This is a genomic window from Roseburia amylophila (assembly GCF_025567465.1).
Lineage (GTDB): Bacteria > Bacillota > Clostridia > Lachnospirales > Lachnospiraceae > Roseburia_C > Roseburia_C amylophila.
In genome coordinates this window covers 246,858-262,862 of record NZ_JAOQKI010000001.1, presented here as the reverse complement: position 1 = coordinate 262,862, position 16,005 = coordinate 246,858, and the positions used below count along the sequence as shown (strand labels likewise).

Below are 16,005 nucleotides of genomic sequence, written 5' to 3'. Positions count from 1 at the left end.
GCGTAAATACAGAGGTTGGAGAAATCGTAACGCAAGTCGGCACAACCCCCGCCGGGTGGAACGCGGGTATATTCAATATGATACGCAGCCTTTCGGAAAACGTCATTGTGCCGATTGCGGGCGTTATCATTACCTTTGTCATGTGCTACGAACTAATCCAGCTTGTAATTGAGAAAAACAATCTGCACGATCTCGACACTTGGATATTTTTCAAATGGATTTTCAAAACCTTTGTTGCGGTGCTGCTGGTAACAAATACTTGGAACATCGTCATGGGTGTTTTCGACGTTACGCAGAGCGTCGTCAACGACAGCGCGGGCGTTATCCTATCCGACACAAGCATAGATATTGCAACCGTTATCACCGACATAGAAGCAAAGCTGGACGCTATGAGCGTCGGCGGGCTTTTGGGGCTATGGTTTCAATCCCTCTTTGTGGGGCTTACCATGAAAGCCCTCTCTATCTGCATTATGCTTGTGGTGTACGGTCGCATGATTGAAATATACCTTGTAACGAGTATTGCCCCTATCCCCGTTGCGACAATGGTAAATCACGAATGGGGCGGCATGGGACAGAATTATTTGAAATCCTTGCTTGCCCTCGGTTTCCAAGCGTTTTTAATTCTTGTGTGCGTCGGCATTTACGCGGTATTGATACAGACAATCGCAGCAACCGACGACATATCCGGCGCGATCTGGTCTTGCATGGGCTATACCGTCCTCTTGTGTTTTACGCTTTTCAAGACGGGAAGCCTTGCAAAATCCGTATTCAGCGCGCATTAAAGGAGGTGGACTATGGCGTATGTAACCGTCCCAAAGGATTTAACCAAAATCAAAAGCAAGGTAATGTTTAACCTTACCAAAAGACAATTACTCTGTTTCGGCGCGGCGGTGGCTATCGGGCTACCGCTATTCTTTTTGACAAAGGACAGCGCGGGAACGACAACGGCGGCTTTGTGCATGGTGCTTGCCATGCTGCCTATGTTCCTACTCGCTATGTACGAGAAGAACGGGCAACCGCTGGAAGTGATTATACGGCAATTTGTGGAAGTGAAGTTTCTTCGCCCCAAAGAGCGACCTTATCAGACCAACAATTTTTATACTGCCCTTGCGCGGCAGGAGCGATTAGATAAGGAGGTACGGGCGATTGTCAAAGGAAAAGGGAAAGACCCAAAACGAAAAGCGTAAACTTACGCGGCAGGAAAAGAAACAGATCGACGCGCTTATCCGGCAGGCAAAGGGCGACGGGAAGCCCCATACGGCGCAGGACAGCATACCGTTTGAGCGAATGTATAAGGACGGGATTTGCCGCCTTGCAAACGGGCGGTATTCCAAGTGCATTGAGTTTGAAGATATTAACTATCAACTTGCGCAGCCGGACGACAAGACCGCCATTTTTGAAGCCCTTTGCGATATGTATAACTCTTTTGACGCTTCTATCAGCGTGCAGCTTTCCTTAATCAGCCGCCATGCGAACAAGGAAGATTTTAAGAGTAGTATCACGATTGCCCCGCAGAATGACGACTTTGACAGTATCAGAGCCGAATACACCGAAATGCTGCAAACGCAGCTTGAACGCGGCAACAACGGGCTTATCAAGACAAAGTTTCTCACCTTTACCATTGAAGCAAAAGATATTAAATCGGCGCGGGCGCGGCTTGCCCGTATCGAAACGGACACGCTGAACCATTTTAAGGTGATCGGCGCGGCGGCGCGGGTACTGGACGGGAAGCAGCGGCTTGAAGTGCTGCATGGGCTTTTCCACCCGGACGGGGAACGCTTCAATTTTGCATGGGAATGGCTACCCGTAAGCGGCCTTTCCGTCAAAGACTTTATTGCCCCGTCCTCTTTCCGTTTTGGCGACGGGCGAATGTTTCAAATGGGCGGGAAGTTTGGCGCGGTTTCCTTTTTGCAGATTGCCGCGCCGGAACTTTCAGACCGTATGCTTGCCGACTTCATGGAAGCGGAGAACGGGATTGTCGTCAATCTGCACATTCAGAGTATCGACCACAACGAAGCAATCAAGACTATTAAGCGGAAAATCACCGATTTAGACCGCATGAAGATTGAGGAACAGAAAAAGGCAATCCGCAGCGGCTACGACATGGATATAATCCCGTCCGACCTTGCCACCTACGGCGGCGAAGCGAAAAACCTTTTGCGGGATTTGCAGAGCCGGAACGAGCGAATGTTTTTGCTTACGCTGTTAGTTTTGAATGTGGCAGACACAAAGCAGAAATTGGACAACGACGTATTCAGTGCCGCAAGTATCGCGCAGAAATACAACTGTATGCTCACCCGCCTTGACTATCGGCAGGAACAAGGGCTTATGTCCTCTATCCCATTGGGCGAAAACCTAATCCAAATCCAGCGGGGCTTGACGACTTCCAGCACCGCTATTTTCGTCCCCTTTACGGTACAAGAACTGTTCCAAAGCGGCGAAGCGTTGTATTATGGCTTAAACGCATTATCGAATAACATGATTTTGTGCGACAGAAAACGGCTGAAAAACCCAAACGGCCTTATCCTCGGCACACCGGGCAGCGGCAAGAGTTTTTCGGCAAAGCGCGAGATCACCAACGCTTTTCTCATTACCGCAGACGATATTATCATTTGCGACCCGGAAGCGGAGTATTACCCCCTTGTGGAACGGCTGAAAGGACAGGTTATCAAGGTTTCGCAGAACAGCACGCAGTACATTAACCCGATGGACATAAACCTCAATTACAGCGAGGGCGACACGCCCATAGCCTTAAAGAGCGATTTTATCCTTTCCTTTTGCGAACTCATTATGGGCGGCAAAAATGGGCTGGAAGCGGTTGAAAAGACCTTGATTGACCGCGCCGTTATCAGCGTGTACCGCAGCTACCTTGCAGACCCGAAGCCAGAGAATATGCCGATTTTGGGCGACCTCTACAATGAAATCAAGAAGCAGCCGGAAAAGGAAGCGCAGCGTATCGCGTCGGCATTGGAACTCTATGTAAACGGCAGCTTGAATGTGTTTAACCATAGGACAAACGTTGATATTCATAACCGCCTTGTCTGCTTTGATATTAAAGAACTCGGCACCCAGCTACGAAAACTCGGTATGCTCATTGTCCAAGACCAAGTTTGGAACAGAGTTACCATAAACCGCAGCGAGGGTAAGGCGACGCGGTACTACATCGACGAGTTTCATTTGCTGCTCAAAGAGGAACAGACCGCAGCGTACAGCGTTGAGATTTGGAAGCGTTTTCGCAAATGGGGCGGTATTCCAACAGGTATCACCCAAAACGTGAAAGATTTGTTGTCGTCCCGCGAGGTGGAGAACATCTTTGAAAACTCGGACTTTGTGTATATGCTCAACCAAGCGCAGGGCGACAGGGAAATCCTTGCAAAGCAGCTTAATATTTCGCAGCAGCAAATGACCTATGTAACCCATTCCGAAGCGGGCGAGGGGCTTATTTTCTACGGCAACGTGATTTTGCCGTTTATTGACCGTTTCCCGCAGGACACGGAACTGTACCGCGTCATGACGACCAAACCCGGCGAGGTGTCGGCATGAGGATAGAAACGGATAAAATCTATTGCGGCGACAGCTTGCAGGTGCTTCAAACCTTGCCGGATAACTGTATTGATTGTTGCGTAACGTCCCCGCCCTACTATGCCTTGCGAGACTACGGCGCAGCCGGGCAGATCGGGCGGGAAGCAACGCCGGAAGAATATGTTTCCCGCATTACAGCGATTTTCCATGAGGTAAAGCGGGTGCTTGCGCCGGAGGGTACTTGTTGGCTCAATATCGCAGACACTTATTGCGGCACAGGCAGCAAAGCCGGCCACCAAGACCCTAAATATCCCAAAGGCAGGAACGGGCAGCAAGTGGCGTTCAACCACCGCGCCCCCGGCTGCAAGCCGAAAGATTTAATCGGTATTCCGTGGCTTGTAGCCCTTGCCTTGCGGGGCGACGGTTGGTATTTGCGCAGTTCTATTATCTGGTACAAAACAAACCCCATGCCGGAAAGCATGCGGGACAGGCCGACCCGCTGCTATGAATATGTGTTTCTGCTTACCAAGTCAAAGAAGTATTACTACGATTGGCAAGCGGTAGCCGAGCCGATAGCACCCACAACGGCGGGGCGGCTGAAAAGCGGAGTTAGCAAAGGAAACAAGTATAACGTTACTGTTCCGGGGCAAAACCAACCGCAGAAAATCAACCGCCCCCGCGAAAAGGGCGCATACGCCGACGAGTTGATTTCTCCCGTCCGCAGCCGCCGCAACGTTTGGCAGATCAACAATGTCGCGTATCATGGCGGGCATTTCGCAGCATACCCGCCCAAACTTGCGGAAACGTGCATTTTGGCGGGCTGTCCCGTGGGTGGGATTGTCCTTGACCCCTTTTTCGGCAGCGGCACGACGGGCATGGTAGCAAAGCGGCTTAACCGCCGCTATATCGGCATTGAGTTAAACCCCAACTATTGCGAACTTGCAAAACAGCGGATTGGAGGTGATGAAGATTGAGCAAGGAACTGAAAGCCCCCGACAAGGTAACGCAGAAAATGACCCGCGACGGTGCGGTTGCACAAAACCTTACGACGGGCGAAACGTCCAGTATCAGCGAAAGGCCGCAGGAGGAAAACTATTCAGCCCCCGCAGGGGCGGCAGCGGAAAAGGTTGTGCAGCATATCGGCGCAGAGGTTGAACGACACGCGGCAAAAGGCGCGGAGAAAAAAGCCCTTGACGCGGCGCAGCTAAAAAACCATACTTCCCGCTTGCAGTTTTCCGAAGCGGAACGGGCAACGCCGGAACTTCAAAAGGCAATTAAGAAATCGGACAAGGCGGCAGGCCGTTTAGATGCGGCGCGGGCAGCTATCCCCAAGCAGACCAAAATCAAGAAAGAGCGCGTTTTTGACGAAGCGAAAGGCAAGGCAAAAACGCGCCTTTCCTTTGAAAAGACCGATAAGCCCCCAAACGGCAAGTTGCGGCATAACCCCTTATCCCGTCCGGCGCAGGAGTTAAACAGTACCGTACACGGGAAAATCTACGAGGTAGAGAAAGAAAACGTCGGTGTGGAAAGCGGGCACCGGGTAGAACTTGCGGGCGAGAAAGCGGGCGGCATGGCGGCGCGGGCAGCAAAGCGCAGCATACGCAGCCATAAGCTGAAACCCTACCGGGCAGCGGCGGCAGCGGAGAAAAAGGCGGTAAAGGCAAACGCCGATTTCCTCTATCAAAAGGCGTTGCATGATAACCCCGCTCTTGCGCACTCCAACCCCATTTCCCGCTTTTGGCAGAAGCAGCGCATTAAAAAGCAATACGCAAAAACGCTGAAAGCGGGCGGCAAAGTGAAAAAGACCGCCGAAGCCACCGCAAAGGCGGCGAAGAAAACCGCGCAGGAAACCAAACGGGCGACGTTCTTTGTTGTCCGGCACTGGAAAGGCTGCTTGATTGTGGGCGGGATTGCCTTTATCGTGCTGCTGCTTTTCGGCGGGCTGTCCTCTTGTTCCCTTTTTGGCGGCAACAGCGGCAGCGGTTTGATTGCGTCGTCCTATCTCTCCGAGGACGCGGATATAACGGGCGCGGAAAGCGCGTATGCCGCTATGGAAGCCGAGTTACAAGATATGCTGGACAATATCGAAAGCGAATACCCCGGCTACGACGAATACCGGGTAAACGCGGACGAGATCGAGCATGACCCCTATGTGCTAATCTCTATCCTCTCCGCGCTGCATGAGGGCGTGTTTACTCTCGATGAAGCGCAAAGCACCCTTGAAATGCTCTTTGAGAAACAGTATATCTTGACGGTTACGGAGGAAGTCGAGGTACGCTACCGCACCGAAACGCGGACGGACAGCGAGGGCAACGAATACGAAGTTGAAGTACCCTATAACTATTACATTCTTCATGTGGATTTGGAAAACTTCAACCTTTCCCATGTTCCCGTTTATATCATGGGGGAAGAACAGTTGTCCCTATATGCAATCTATATGTCGTCCCTTGGCAACCGTCCCGATCTGTTCCCGCAATCCGGCTATGTTTCAAAATACTATGAAAACCCGCCCGCCGATTACGAAGTACCCACCGCGCTGCTTAATTCCGATGAAAAGTTTGCGCGGCTCATGGAGGAAGCGGATAAATACGTCGGTTTTCCCTATGTGTGGGGCGGCAGCACCCCGGAAACCTCTTTTGATTGCAGCGGATTTGTGAGTTATGTGTTGACGAACAGCGGCCTATACAATACGGGCAGACTTGGGGCGCAAGGGCTTTACAACATCTCAACCCCTGTTTCTAACCCGCAGCCGGGGGATTTGGTTTTCTTTACGGGTACATACGATACCCCCGGCGTTTCCCATGTGGGGATTTATGTGGGCGAGGACGGGGACGGAAGCCCCGTCATGCTGCATTGTGGCGACCCTATCCAGTATTCAAGACTGGACACCAGCTATTGGCAATCCCACTTTTACGCCTACGGGCGGTTACATTACAACTAAAAGGAGTTGAAAAATGAATATTGTATCTTTTGGCGGCGGCACGAATAGTGCCGCCTTACTTATTGGCCTATACAAGCACAAAATCCCGGTTGACCTTATCACCTTTGCCGATACGGGTGCGGAACACCCGCATACCTATCAATTTGTTAAGGTAATCAATCAATGGCTTGCGGAACGCGGTATGCCGCAGATTACCGTTGTGCAGTATGTTGACCGCTACGGCAACCGCCTACCTCTTGAAACCGAGTGCTTGCGCTCTCATACGCTCCCGTCGATTGCCTACGGGCATAAGCGTTGTTCGCAGAAACACAAAATCGCACCGCAGGAAAAGTTTTGCAACCACTATGCGCCTTGCCGCGAAGTATGGCAGCGCGGCGAGAAAGTCAACCGCTATATCGGCTATGACGCGGGAGAAGTGAAACGGTATGAACATTCCCGCAAGTACAACGAAGCCGACAAAAAATATCATAACCGCTACCCTCTCATTGAAGAATGGGGCTGGAACAGGGACGATTGTATTCGGGAAATCAAAGCGGCAGGATTGCCGCAGCCGGGTAAATCGTCCTGTTTCTTTTGTCCGAGCATGAAGAAACAAGAGATTTTATATCTCAAAGAACACTATCCCGATCTATTTAACCGGGCGGCGGCTTTGGAAGAAAACGCTATGCCCTATCTTAAAACCGTTAAGGGATTGGGGCGCAGCTATTCATGGAAAGAACAGTTTGGAAAGGAGTAAATGACTATGGCGAACACGAAACTTGACCGTATCGAAAGGGATATTGAGAAAACGAGGGCAAAAATCCTTGAATACCAAAAGAAGCTGAAAGACCTTGAAGCGCAGAAAGTCGAGGAAGAAAACGCACAGATCGTGCAAATGGTAAAGGCAGTACACCTTGACGGGACGCAGCTTGCCGCGTTCCTCTCCGCTTACGCCAGCGGCGAAATCACCTTGCCGCAGCCGGAAGCCACTTACCCCGCCGAACAGGAGGACAGCGACAATGAAGAATAAAAAGCTAATCCGAAAGTTTACCGTATTGCTTGCCGCGCTGGTTATCATGTGCGGCCTTTCTGTTACCGCATACGCGGGCGGCGGGTCTGAAAGCGACTTGCCGCCTACCCCTGTAACCGAGGAAACGCCCCCACCGGAAACCGAGCCGGAGGAAACGACGGGCGGCTATGAGCCGCAGCCCCTTACCCCGGACGGTAATATGTCCCTTGTGGACGATATTACGGGGGAAGCGTCCGGCGACAAGCAGTTTATCACCGTCGTAACCAAAAGCGGCAACTATTTTTACATCATCATTGACCGCGCCGAGGACGGGGAAAACACCGTCCATTTCCTTAACCAAGTGGACGAAGCGGATTTAACCGCCCTTATGGAGGACGGGCAGACCGAAGCCCCCGTTTGTAGCTGCACCGAAAAATGTATTGTCGGAAGCGTCAACACCGCTTGCCCCGTTTGCAGCGTCAATATGAGCGAGTGCGCGGGCGTGGAAGCCGAGCCGGAGCCGGAAGAAACCGAGCAGCCGCCGGAAGAAGAAAAAGGCGGCGGCATGGGTATTCTGCTTGTCGTGCTGCTTGTTGCCGCAGCGGGCGGCGGCGCGTTCTACTACTTTAAGATTTTGAAGCCCAAAAAGGACGCGGCGAAAGGCAGCAGCAACCTTGACGACCTTGATTTTGACGAGGACGACGAGGAAACGGAAGAAGTAGAAACCGAACAGACCGAGCAGGAGGACGACAATCTATGAAACTTGTAATTGCAGAAAAACCGAGCGTCGGGGCGGCGATTGCCGCCGTTATGGGCGCGAATGAAAAGCGCAGCGGATATTTTGAGGGCAACGGTTATCTTGTGTCGTGGTGTATCGGGCATTTGATTAGCCTTGCAGACGCGGCGACCTACAATGAACAATTCCGTAAATGGAAGTACGACGATCTCCCCATTGTCCCGCAGGAGTGGCGGTTTATTGTTGCCAGCGGCAAGGAGCAGCAGTTTTCCATTCTCAAAGACCTTATGCACCGCAGCGACGTTACCGAGATTGTCAATGCTTGCGACAGCGGACGCGAGGGAGAACTCATTTTCCGCTTTGTCTATGAACAGGTGAATTGCAAAAAGCCCTTTTCCCGCCTTTGGATTAGCAGCATGGAAGAAAGCGCAATCCGCGAGGGCTTCTCTAATCTCAAAGACGGGCGCAGCTACGACAACCTTTATCAATCCGCGCTTTGCAGAGCAAAGGCCGATTGGCTCATTGGCATTAACGCGACCCGCCTTTTCTCTATCCTCTACCATAAAACATTGAATGTCGGCAGAGTGCAAACGCCCACCCTTGCTATGCTGGTAAACCGCGACTATGCAATCAGCAGCTTTAAGAAAGAGAAATATCATGTTGTCCGGCTGGACGTTGGCGGCGTTGCCGCCCTTTCGGAACGGCAGGACGACGAAGCGGCAGCGCAGCAGATGAAAGCGGCTTGCGAGAAATCGCAAGCCGTTTGTACTTCCCTCAAAAAAGAGAAAAAGACCGCAGCCCCGCCGAAACTGTTTGACCTTACCGCGTTGCAGCGCGAAGCTAACCGCCTGTATGGATTTACGGCGAAACAGACCCTTGATTATACGCAAGCCCTCTATGAAAAGCGGCTTTTGACCTATCCCCGCACCGACAGCAAATATATCACTTCCGATATGCAGAGCAGCACAAAGGAACTCATTACCGGGCTTTGTTCGCTGCTTCCCTTTATGCAGGGGGTAAAGCTGCAAGCAGGCCTTACAAGGGTTTGCGATAACAGCAGAGTAACCGACCACCACGCTATTTTGCCGACAGCCGAGTTTTTGAAAGCGGGCTTTTCTTCCCTTGCCGACAGCGAAACAAAACTTATGACCCTTGTGTGCGCGAAGCTGCTTTGCGCCGCAGCCGCGCCCTATGAATATGAAGCGGTTACGGCGGTTATCTCTTGCGGCGGTTATACCTTTACCGCAAAGGGCAGGACGACGCTTTGCGAGGGGTGGCGTGAGATTGAAAAGCTGTCCCGCGCCGCGTCCGAGGAACAGGACGAGGACGCAGAGCTGGAAGCCGTTTTGCCGCCGCTTGCCGAGGGGCAGACCTTTGACAATCCGGCAGCGGAGATCTCCGAGCGTTACACGCAGCCCCCAAAAGCATATACCGAAGATACGTTACTTTCGGCTATGGAGAGCGCGGGCAAGGAGGACACGCCGGAGGACGCGGAGCGCAAAGGGTTAGGCACTACCGCAACGCGGGCGGGTATCATTGAAAAACTCATTAGCGCGGGCTTTGCCGAGCGCAAGGGCAAAAAGCTAATCCCCACAAAGGACGGGTATAACCTTGCCGCTATTCTGCCCGAAGTCCTTACGTCCCCGCAGCTTACGGCAGAATGGGAAACCCGCCTTACCGGGATTGCCAAAGGCAGCGACAGCCCAGACGATTTCATGCGCGGGATTGAGGAAATGACAGCGGGACTTGTCAAAACCTATTCCGCGATTTCCGAAGATAAAGCGAAGCTGTTTGCCCCGCAGCGGGAAGCAATCGGCACTTGTCCCCGTTGCGGCGCGGCGGTTTACGAGGGCAAGAAAAACTACTACTGTTCCGACAGGGCGTGCAGCTTTGTTATGTGGAAAAATGACCGCTTTTTTGAGCAGCGCAAAAAGGCTTTCACAAAGGCGATTGCCGCCGCCCTTTTGAAAGACGGAAAGGTAAAAATCAAAGGTATGTACTCCACCAAAACAGGAAAGACCTTTGACGGGGTTGTGCTGCTTGCCGACACAGGCGGCAAGTATGTAAACTTCCGCGTCGAGCAGAACCGAAAATGATTAGGCTTGATGAAAAGCAGTATCGAGCCGTTAAGAAAATGACCCGCGCCGCGTGCGCCAACAACGATTGCGGGAACTGTCTGCTATTGGACGACGGGGAAACTTGCGTTTGTGTGCAGAGTATCAGCTATTCGCTGTTATGCCGTTATTTCCGCGAAGCGGTTTTACCCGCAGACAGGCAGCTATGCGAACAGATCACCCGCAGCGGGGAAACCGATTTGAAGCGTTGCGCGGTATGCGGCAGCACGTTTGCGGCGGGCAGCAACCGGGCGAAATACTGTCCCGATTGCGCGGCAAAGATACGCCGCAGACAGAAAGCGGAAAGCGAAAGAAACAGGCGTTTACGGATAAAAACAACTACATAGCAAGCACAGCAAACGAGTACCCGTTTGCGAGAAATGCTCGCGCTGCTCTATGGGAAGCGCGGGCATTTTGCTTGTTGGGATAGTCCCAAACCCTTAAAAATCGAGAAAGGACGTGATGAAACAATATGCCGTACACCTCATACGACCATGACAAATTAGAAGCCGCCGAAACCATGCGGATAGAACGCCGGATATATTTTGAAGCAAAGGACGGGGATATTGCCCCTTATGCTTCCTTGCCGATTGCGCAGCTACTTTCCATGCGCAGCGAAAGCGCGGCGGCAGAACAGGCGATTTTTGACAGCTTAAAGGAGCAAGCCGCCGCATGGGAAGAACAGGCGGGGAAAACGCTTTTGCTGGATAAAGCATTGGAATATGTGAGAACGCCGCACGTCCAGCACACCGCGAACGAGTGGCAGGAAAACGAGTATAACCGCCACACCCGCAGCAACCGGGTATATCAGATGAATTACTACATTTACGAAAATACCCGCTACAACCAAGAAGCGCAGAAATCTATCCCGTATTCATGGACGCTTACATGGAGCGTGCGAACCAACAGCCCAAGCAGAACCCAAGCGAAGATCGCCGGACAGGATAGAAAGGTTTTCACCGACAAGGCAGCTATGGAAAAGTATCTGAATGGGCGTATCAAAGCGTATGACCGCTTGTTTACGGAAATCTCCCCGCCTATCCCGCAGGAGTACGCCGACTATTTCAAAGTAAACGGTATGCTCATGCCGGACTACACCATAGAGGGTGAGGAACCCCCGCAGCAGCAACAGGCGGCAGCTATCCCCGATAATACCGGGCAGGAAAAGGAGCGTGAACACATGAGCGAACAGTTTTCTATTATGATAGGCAACCGCAGCCGCTTTGAAGCGGGCGACCCAAGCGGCTATTGGCTGGATATGCCCGCCACAAAGGAGCAGTTACAGGGCGCTATGCAGAGCGTCGGCATTACCGCCGATAACCCGCAGGATTTTTCCATTCGCGGCTATTCCGACGACCCGGAGAAACATATTGCCTTGCCTTATGAAATGGTATGCGCCGCCGACGTGGACGAACTCAATTTCCTTGCGGCGCGGCTCGAACAGCTTGACCCCGCCGAGATCGGCAAGCTGAACGCAGCTTTGCAGCAGAAAAACGGGCTTGCAAATATTGGACAGGTAATTGACTTCACCTACAACGTGGATTTTTACGTCCATATCCCCGAAGTACATACCTACCGCGATTTGGGCGACTATTACTTAAATCAATCCGGCATGGTACAAATGCCCGAAGAATGGAAAGGCGGCATTGACCTTACTACTTTCGGAAGAAATGCCGCCGCGCAGGAAAAAGGCGCGTTTACCGAATATGGTTATATCGTGGAAAGCGGCGACGAGTGGGAACGGCAGTTTGAGGGGCGCGAAGTGCCGGAGGAATACAAGATTATGAGTTACCCGCAGCCGGAGCGCAGCGAACAGGACAAGACCTATATGGACGCAGCCGAAGTGCAGCAAGCAGCCGTACAGACCGCCGAGCCGCAGCAGCCCCGCCCCGTCGTCCCCATTATCCTTACTTCTGAAAAGCCCGCCGAAAAGGTAAAGGAGATTACCGCCCGTTTGGAGCAAGGCGTACAAGCAATTTTTGACAGCGACCGCTATAAAGAGTTTTTAACCGCTATGTCAAAGTTTCATGATTACAGTCTGAACAATACGATTTTGATTGCCATGCAGGGCGGCAATTTGGTAATGGGCTTCCGTCAATGGGAAAAGGAGTTTGACCGCCATGTAAAGAAAGGCGAGAAAGGCATTAAAATCTTTGCCCCCGCACCCTACAAGGTGAAAAAGCTGGTTGATAAAATCGACCCCGAAACGAGAAAGCCCATGCTTGACCGCGAGGGAAAAGCGATTAAGGAAGAAAAGGAAATCACCGTCCCCGCCTTTAAGGTTATAACCGTCTTTGATATTTCGCAGACCGAGGGCAAGGAGTTTCCCGACCTTTCCGTTAAACCGCTGCTTGCCGATGTGGAACAGTACGAGGACTTTTTCGCTGCCCTTGAAAAAGCGTCCCCCGTTCCGATTGCTTTTGAGCAGATCACCAACGGCGCAAACGGATATTTCAGTTTGACCGATAAGCGAATTGCTATCAAAGAGGGCGTGAGCGAGTTACAGGCGGTAAAGACCGCCATTCACGAAATCGCCCATGCGAAGCTGCATGACGTGGACTTAAACGCCCCGCCGGAGGAACAAAACCGCGTTGACCGACGCAGCCGCGAGGTACAGGCTGAAAGCGTTGCCTATACGGTGTGTCAGCATTTCGGGCTTGATACGTCGGATTACTCTTTCGGGTATGTTGCCGGGTGGAGCAGCGGCAAGGAAATGACCGAATTAAAAGCGTCCCTTGAAACGATACAGGCGACCGCAAAGGAACTCATTACCGAGATTGAGGGGCATTTTACCGAATTGCAGCAGCAGCGGCAAGCCGAGCAGGAGCAGCAGCCCCCCGTATTTGACAAGTTACCGCCCGAACAGCAGCAAGCCTTGTCCGATACTGTAAAAGATACCTTGCAAATGCTGGTTGACGCAGACAAGCGGATTTACGGCGACGTTACAGGCAAGACCCTTGAAGCAATCGCGGCGCAAGGCTATTCCTACAAGGACGGGCAGCTTGAAAAGCAGCAGCCGGAAGCGACCCCCGACAGCCTTATGACGGGTGAAACCGTTAGAACGCCGAGGGGCAATTTTCATATTACCGATATGACCCGCGAACAGATCGAAGCGGCGGGCTTTGGTTTTCACCATGCGTCGGAGGACGGGAAGTATCTCATTATGGGGAATGGTACACAGGCGTTTGCCATAGCCGCCGAGCAGCCGCAGCGGGATAATCCCTTAAAGCACGTTGAGGACATTGTAGAGCAGAACGACAACAACTTTGACGGGCTTATCAATAACACGCCGCAAACGCCCACCGTCGCGGATTTGGAGCAGCGGGCAAAGGCGGGCGAAGCGATCTCCGTTACCGACCTTGCAAAAGCGGTAAAAGCCGAGAAACGGGAACAGCCGCAGAAAAAACCGTCCATTTTGAAGAAGCTGGACGAATACAAGAAACAGGCGGCGCAGCAGCCGAAAGATAAACAGAAAGAGCATAAAAAGGATTTGGAGGTTTGATAGCATGAATACCCGCTTTACCATTGAGGAAGAAAACATTGTTGCGATCTACGCCGAGGACAGCCGGGAAACAACGCTTGAAAATATCCTTGCCGCCATGCCCTACATGGACGAGGATATGCGCCAGCTTGCCGCCGCAGCGGTGAACAAGCTGCAAGCCATGACGGACAGCGAGTTTTCCGAAAGGGAGTTTATCTTGACCGACGAGGAATAGCCCATAGAGAACAGGGGCGCGGTTGCCGATTTCCGGCACCGCGCCCCTGTTCTTTTTTTGTCCTTGCGTGGACAATTAGAAAGCCGTTTTTGCGGGTTTGAATATACTTTATCGTCTATGTCGTTTTCATGCGCTGAAAGCCGCAGAAACACAGGCGTTTTCAGCCCTTAACATTCCACTTGCCACCCCATGTTTTGCGCCTTATCGCTCCTGCTCCCGCGCCCTGCTTTGGGACGGGTAAAGAATACTATCGACGTTCTTTTTGACAACGCCGTATTCCTGCATTTGCTTCTTGGCTTGCCGATAATCTTCATACAATTTGGTTTTCCTGTCGTTTAAGCTTCTATACTCCTTGCGCAGCGCGGCGAGATCGGGCAGCTTCTTTATCTGCATTTCCTTTAATGCCCTTGCCGCAGCTTCAAACAGGATAATTTCGCTTTCATGCCCCCGCAGATACTTTTCCTTGTCCGGCGATTTTCGGTATTCATCGTAAATCGGTTTTAACTGTCGGTATGTGGTGGTGTGCTTGATAAGCAGCGACAAATCAGACATACGCTGTTCCACTTCCTTAACCGCCTTTGCCGCCGCGTCATGAGCGGTCATAATATCGGCTATCTTGCTTTCAAGTTCGCTATAATACTCAATCTTGTTTTCGGTTAGGAAGTTCATGCTTTTAGCAGCCTGTTTCAGATTATGGATTTTTGCCCACCGTTCATAGCCCGCCGACTGTTGGGCTTTGATACTGTTTTCAAGATCGACGACAAGCCGGATTTTCTTATCTTCCCGCAGCGTTTTTGTTTTGGCAACATACACGCCCTTGATACGCTCCTTTATCGCTTCTTCCGTATAGGCCGCGCCGAGCGTCTTTGTGCGGGTAAACCGTTCCTGTCCGGCAGCGCGAAAGGAAATGTATTTGCCCTGTTTGATTTCATACCCCATTTCCTGCAAGCGGCGCAGCAGTTCGTCAAAATCTTTCACTTGGGGAATGAGAGTATCTATCGCCGTTTTCAGCTTTGCTTTGTAGCTTGTCCCTTGCTTTTCGGCGGTGTATTCTGCATAGCTTTTTCCCTTGTCCTGTCCCGGTACGACGACGGATAGCCCATGCTCTTTACATATCCTGTCGCTGGTGCGCCGGATAAAGTGATAGCTTTGCTTGTTGGAATGGTACTTTTTGTAGTCAACGAAGCTAACCGCGTTGAAAATCAAGTGATTATGCAGATGGTCTTTATCGACGTGAGTTGTCAAAACAAACTCATACTTGCCGCCTAATACCGCCCCGGCAAGTTCCATGCCGATTTTGTGCGCTTCTTCCGGTGTGGTTTCTCCCACCGCAAAGGATTGTATCAAGTGCCGCCCTAAATGTGTGCCGCGATCTCCGGCAGCTTCCCGCGTCCATGCAAACTCAATATCGGCGGTTTCCAGCCCGCAGCCGAAAGAGGACGCAAGCAGCTTCCCGTCTGTCTTTTCGGGATTTAAGATATAGTCTATCGCAGCCTTTAAGGTTGATTTAATAGGGTGCGTCTTTGTAACCGCCATATCTCGTCCACCGCCTTTTTAATGTCCTCTATATCCTGCCTGTAAACCGTCCCCGTCGCATTGGCGCGTTTTGCAATTTGGTTGATGTTCCGGCTCACCGCTTGCAGTTCCCGGATATATGCTTTTGTGTCGCTTCGGTCAACGACAAGAATATACCCGTCTATCGCCATTTTACGGAAGTATGCCCCATACTGCTTTATGGGAAGCTGCTTCATCTTCTCGTCGATCAGCCGCTTTTCTTCTTCCGTAACGTAAAACTTCATCTGTATATTTCTCTTTCGGTTTTCCATTTCCGCACCGCCTTTCGGTATAAGGGTTTGGGATTATCCCAACAAGCATTTTCCGCAAACGGGTACTCGTTTGCTGTGCTTGCTATCTACTCCATACCCCCACCGAAAGGCGGTATTTGTTGCGCGTTCCTTTGATTTTGGACGCAAAAAAAGATTGCAGCC

The 16,005-nt window shown here is 51.7% G+C and carries 14 protein-coding genes; 12 read left to right on the top strand and 2 right to left on the bottom strand.

Translation table 11 applies throughout. From position 1 onward, the window contains the following. The 12 genes from OCV43_RS01265 to OCV43_RS01210 all read left to right on the top strand — a co-directional run. The coding region (locus tag OCV43_RS01265) for a VirB6/TrbL-like conjugal transfer protein, CD1112 family (protein ID WP_262623200.1) at positions 1 to 782 on the top strand (782 nt) is incomplete at its 5' end. Between the two features lie 12 nt (positions 783 to 794). Next, positions 795 to 1,187, top strand: a complete 393-nt coding sequence (locus OCV43_RS01260; RefSeq protein ID WP_118555762.1) for a PrgI family protein — start codon at positions 795 to 797, stop codon at positions 1,185 to 1,187. Then, positions 1,147 to 3,543: a VirB4-like conjugal transfer ATPase, CD1110 family gene (locus OCV43_RS01255; protein ID WP_118555761.1), complete on the top strand. Its 2,397-nt coding sequence runs from the start codon at positions 1,147 to 1,149 to the stop codon at positions 3,541 to 3,543. The genes OCV43_RS01260 and OCV43_RS01255 overlap by 41 nt, the downstream gene beginning before the upstream one ends. Beyond that, positions 3,540 to 4,496, top strand: a complete 957-nt coding sequence (locus OCV43_RS01250) for a DNA-methyltransferase (protein ID WP_118555760.1) — start codon at positions 3,540 to 3,542, stop codon at positions 4,494 to 4,496. The genes OCV43_RS01255 and OCV43_RS01250 overlap by 4 nt, the downstream gene beginning before the upstream one ends. Then, positions 4,493 to 6,463 (top strand): C40 family peptidase, encoded by a 1,971-nt coding sequence (locus OCV43_RS01245; RefSeq protein WP_118555759.1) that lies wholly within the window; start codon positions 4,493 to 4,495, stop codon positions 6,461 to 6,463. The genes OCV43_RS01250 and OCV43_RS01245 overlap by 4 nt, the downstream gene beginning before the upstream one ends. Positions 6,464 to 6,476: 13 nt before the next feature. Further along, entirely contained in the window at positions 6,477 to 7,199 is a 723-nt protein-coding gene (locus OCV43_RS01240; protein ID WP_118555758.1) for a phosphoadenosine phosphosulfate reductase domain-containing protein, read from the top strand. A gap of 6 nt (positions 7,200 to 7,205) precedes the next feature. Next, a complete protein-coding gene (locus OCV43_RS01235) occupies positions 7,206 to 7,472 on the top strand; it encodes a DUF4315 family protein (RefSeq protein ID WP_118555926.1) in 267 nt (88 codons plus the stop codon). Continuing rightward, complete coding sequence (locus OCV43_RS01230) at positions 7,462 to 8,211, top strand: DUF4366 domain-containing protein (protein WP_118555757.1); 750 nt, start codon at positions 7,462 to 7,464, stop codon at positions 8,209 to 8,211. Before OCV43_RS01235 ends, OCV43_RS01230 begins: the two co-directional genes overlap by 11 nt. Further along, on the top strand, positions 8,208 to 10,283 hold the full coding sequence (locus OCV43_RS01225; protein WP_118555756.1) for a type IA DNA topoisomerase: 2,076 nt from the start codon (positions 8,208 to 8,210) through the stop codon (positions 10,281 to 10,283). Before OCV43_RS01230 ends, OCV43_RS01225 begins: the two co-directional genes overlap by 4 nt. Then, complete coding sequence (locus OCV43_RS01220; RefSeq protein ID WP_007860200.1) at positions 10,280 to 10,648, top strand: cysteine-rich VLP domain-containing protein; 369 nt, start codon at positions 10,280 to 10,282, stop codon at positions 10,646 to 10,648. Before OCV43_RS01225 ends, OCV43_RS01220 begins: the two co-directional genes overlap by 4 nt. Before the next feature lie 125 nt (positions 10,649 to 10,773). Further along, a complete protein-coding gene (locus tag OCV43_RS01215) occupies positions 10,774 to 13,803 on the top strand; it encodes an antirestriction protein ArdA (protein WP_118555755.1) in 3,030 nt (1,009 codons plus the stop codon). 4 nt (positions 13,804 to 13,807) lie between these two features. Next, positions 13,808 to 14,017 carry a transposon-transfer assisting family protein gene (locus OCV43_RS01210; RefSeq protein ID WP_002584960.1) on the top strand — a complete coding sequence of 70 codons (210 nt, stop codon included), beginning with the start codon at positions 13,808 to 13,810 and terminating at the stop codon, positions 14,015 to 14,017. 201 nt (positions 14,018 to 14,218) lie between these two features. Here OCV43_RS01210 and OCV43_RS01205 read toward each other — a convergent pair whose 3' ends face one another. Beyond that, positions 14,219 to 15,553 carry a relaxase/mobilization nuclease domain-containing protein gene (locus OCV43_RS01205; protein WP_002584959.1) on the bottom strand — a complete coding sequence of 445 codons (1,335 nt, stop codon included), beginning with the start codon at positions 15,551 to 15,553 and terminating at the stop codon, positions 14,219 to 14,221. Continuing rightward, positions 15,514 to 15,843 carry a plasmid mobilization protein gene (locus tag OCV43_RS01200; protein ID WP_002584958.1) on the bottom strand — a complete coding sequence of 110 codons (330 nt, stop codon included), beginning with the start codon at positions 15,841 to 15,843 and terminating at the stop codon, positions 15,514 to 15,516. Before OCV43_RS01200 ends, OCV43_RS01205 begins: the two co-directional genes overlap by 40 nt. Positions 15,844 to 16,005 lie beyond the last annotated feature (162 nt).

Coding starts and splice junctions, on each gene's coding strand:
- OCV43_RS01250 (WP_118555760.1), top strand. CDS start 3,540: ATGAGGATAGAAACGGATAAAATCTATTGCGGCGACAGCTTGCAGGTG.
- OCV43_RS01220 (WP_007860200.1), top strand. CDS start 10,280: ATGATTAGGCTTGATGAAAAGCAGTATCGAGCCGTTAAGAAAATGACC.
- OCV43_RS01200 (WP_002584958.1), bottom strand. CDS start 15,843: ATGGAAAACCGAAAGAGAAATATACAGATGAAGTTTTACGTTACGGAA.
- OCV43_RS01260 (WP_118555762.1), top strand. CDS start 795: ATGGCGTATGTAACCGTCCCAAAGGATTTAACCAAAATCAAAAGCAAG.
- OCV43_RS01230 (WP_118555757.1), top strand. CDS start 7,462: ATGAAGAATAAAAAGCTAATCCGAAAGTTTACCGTATTGCTTGCCGCG.
- OCV43_RS01235 (WP_118555926.1), top strand. CDS start 7,206: ATGGCGAACACGAAACTTGACCGTATCGAAAGGGATATTGAGAAAACG.
- OCV43_RS01210 (WP_002584960.1), top strand. CDS start 13,808: ATGAATACCCGCTTTACCATTGAGGAAGAAAACATTGTTGCGATCTAC.
- OCV43_RS01240 (WP_118555758.1), top strand. CDS start 6,477: ATGAATATTGTATCTTTTGGCGGCGGCACGAATAGTGCCGCCTTACTT.
- OCV43_RS01215 (WP_118555755.1), top strand. CDS start 10,774: ATGCCGTACACCTCATACGACCATGACAAATTAGAAGCCGCCGAAACC.
- OCV43_RS01225 (WP_118555756.1), top strand. CDS start 8,208: ATGAAACTTGTAATTGCAGAAAAACCGAGCGTCGGGGCGGCGATTGCC.
- OCV43_RS01205 (WP_002584959.1), bottom strand. CDS start 15,553: ATGGCGGTTACAAAGACGCACCCTATTAAATCAACCTTAAAGGCTGCG.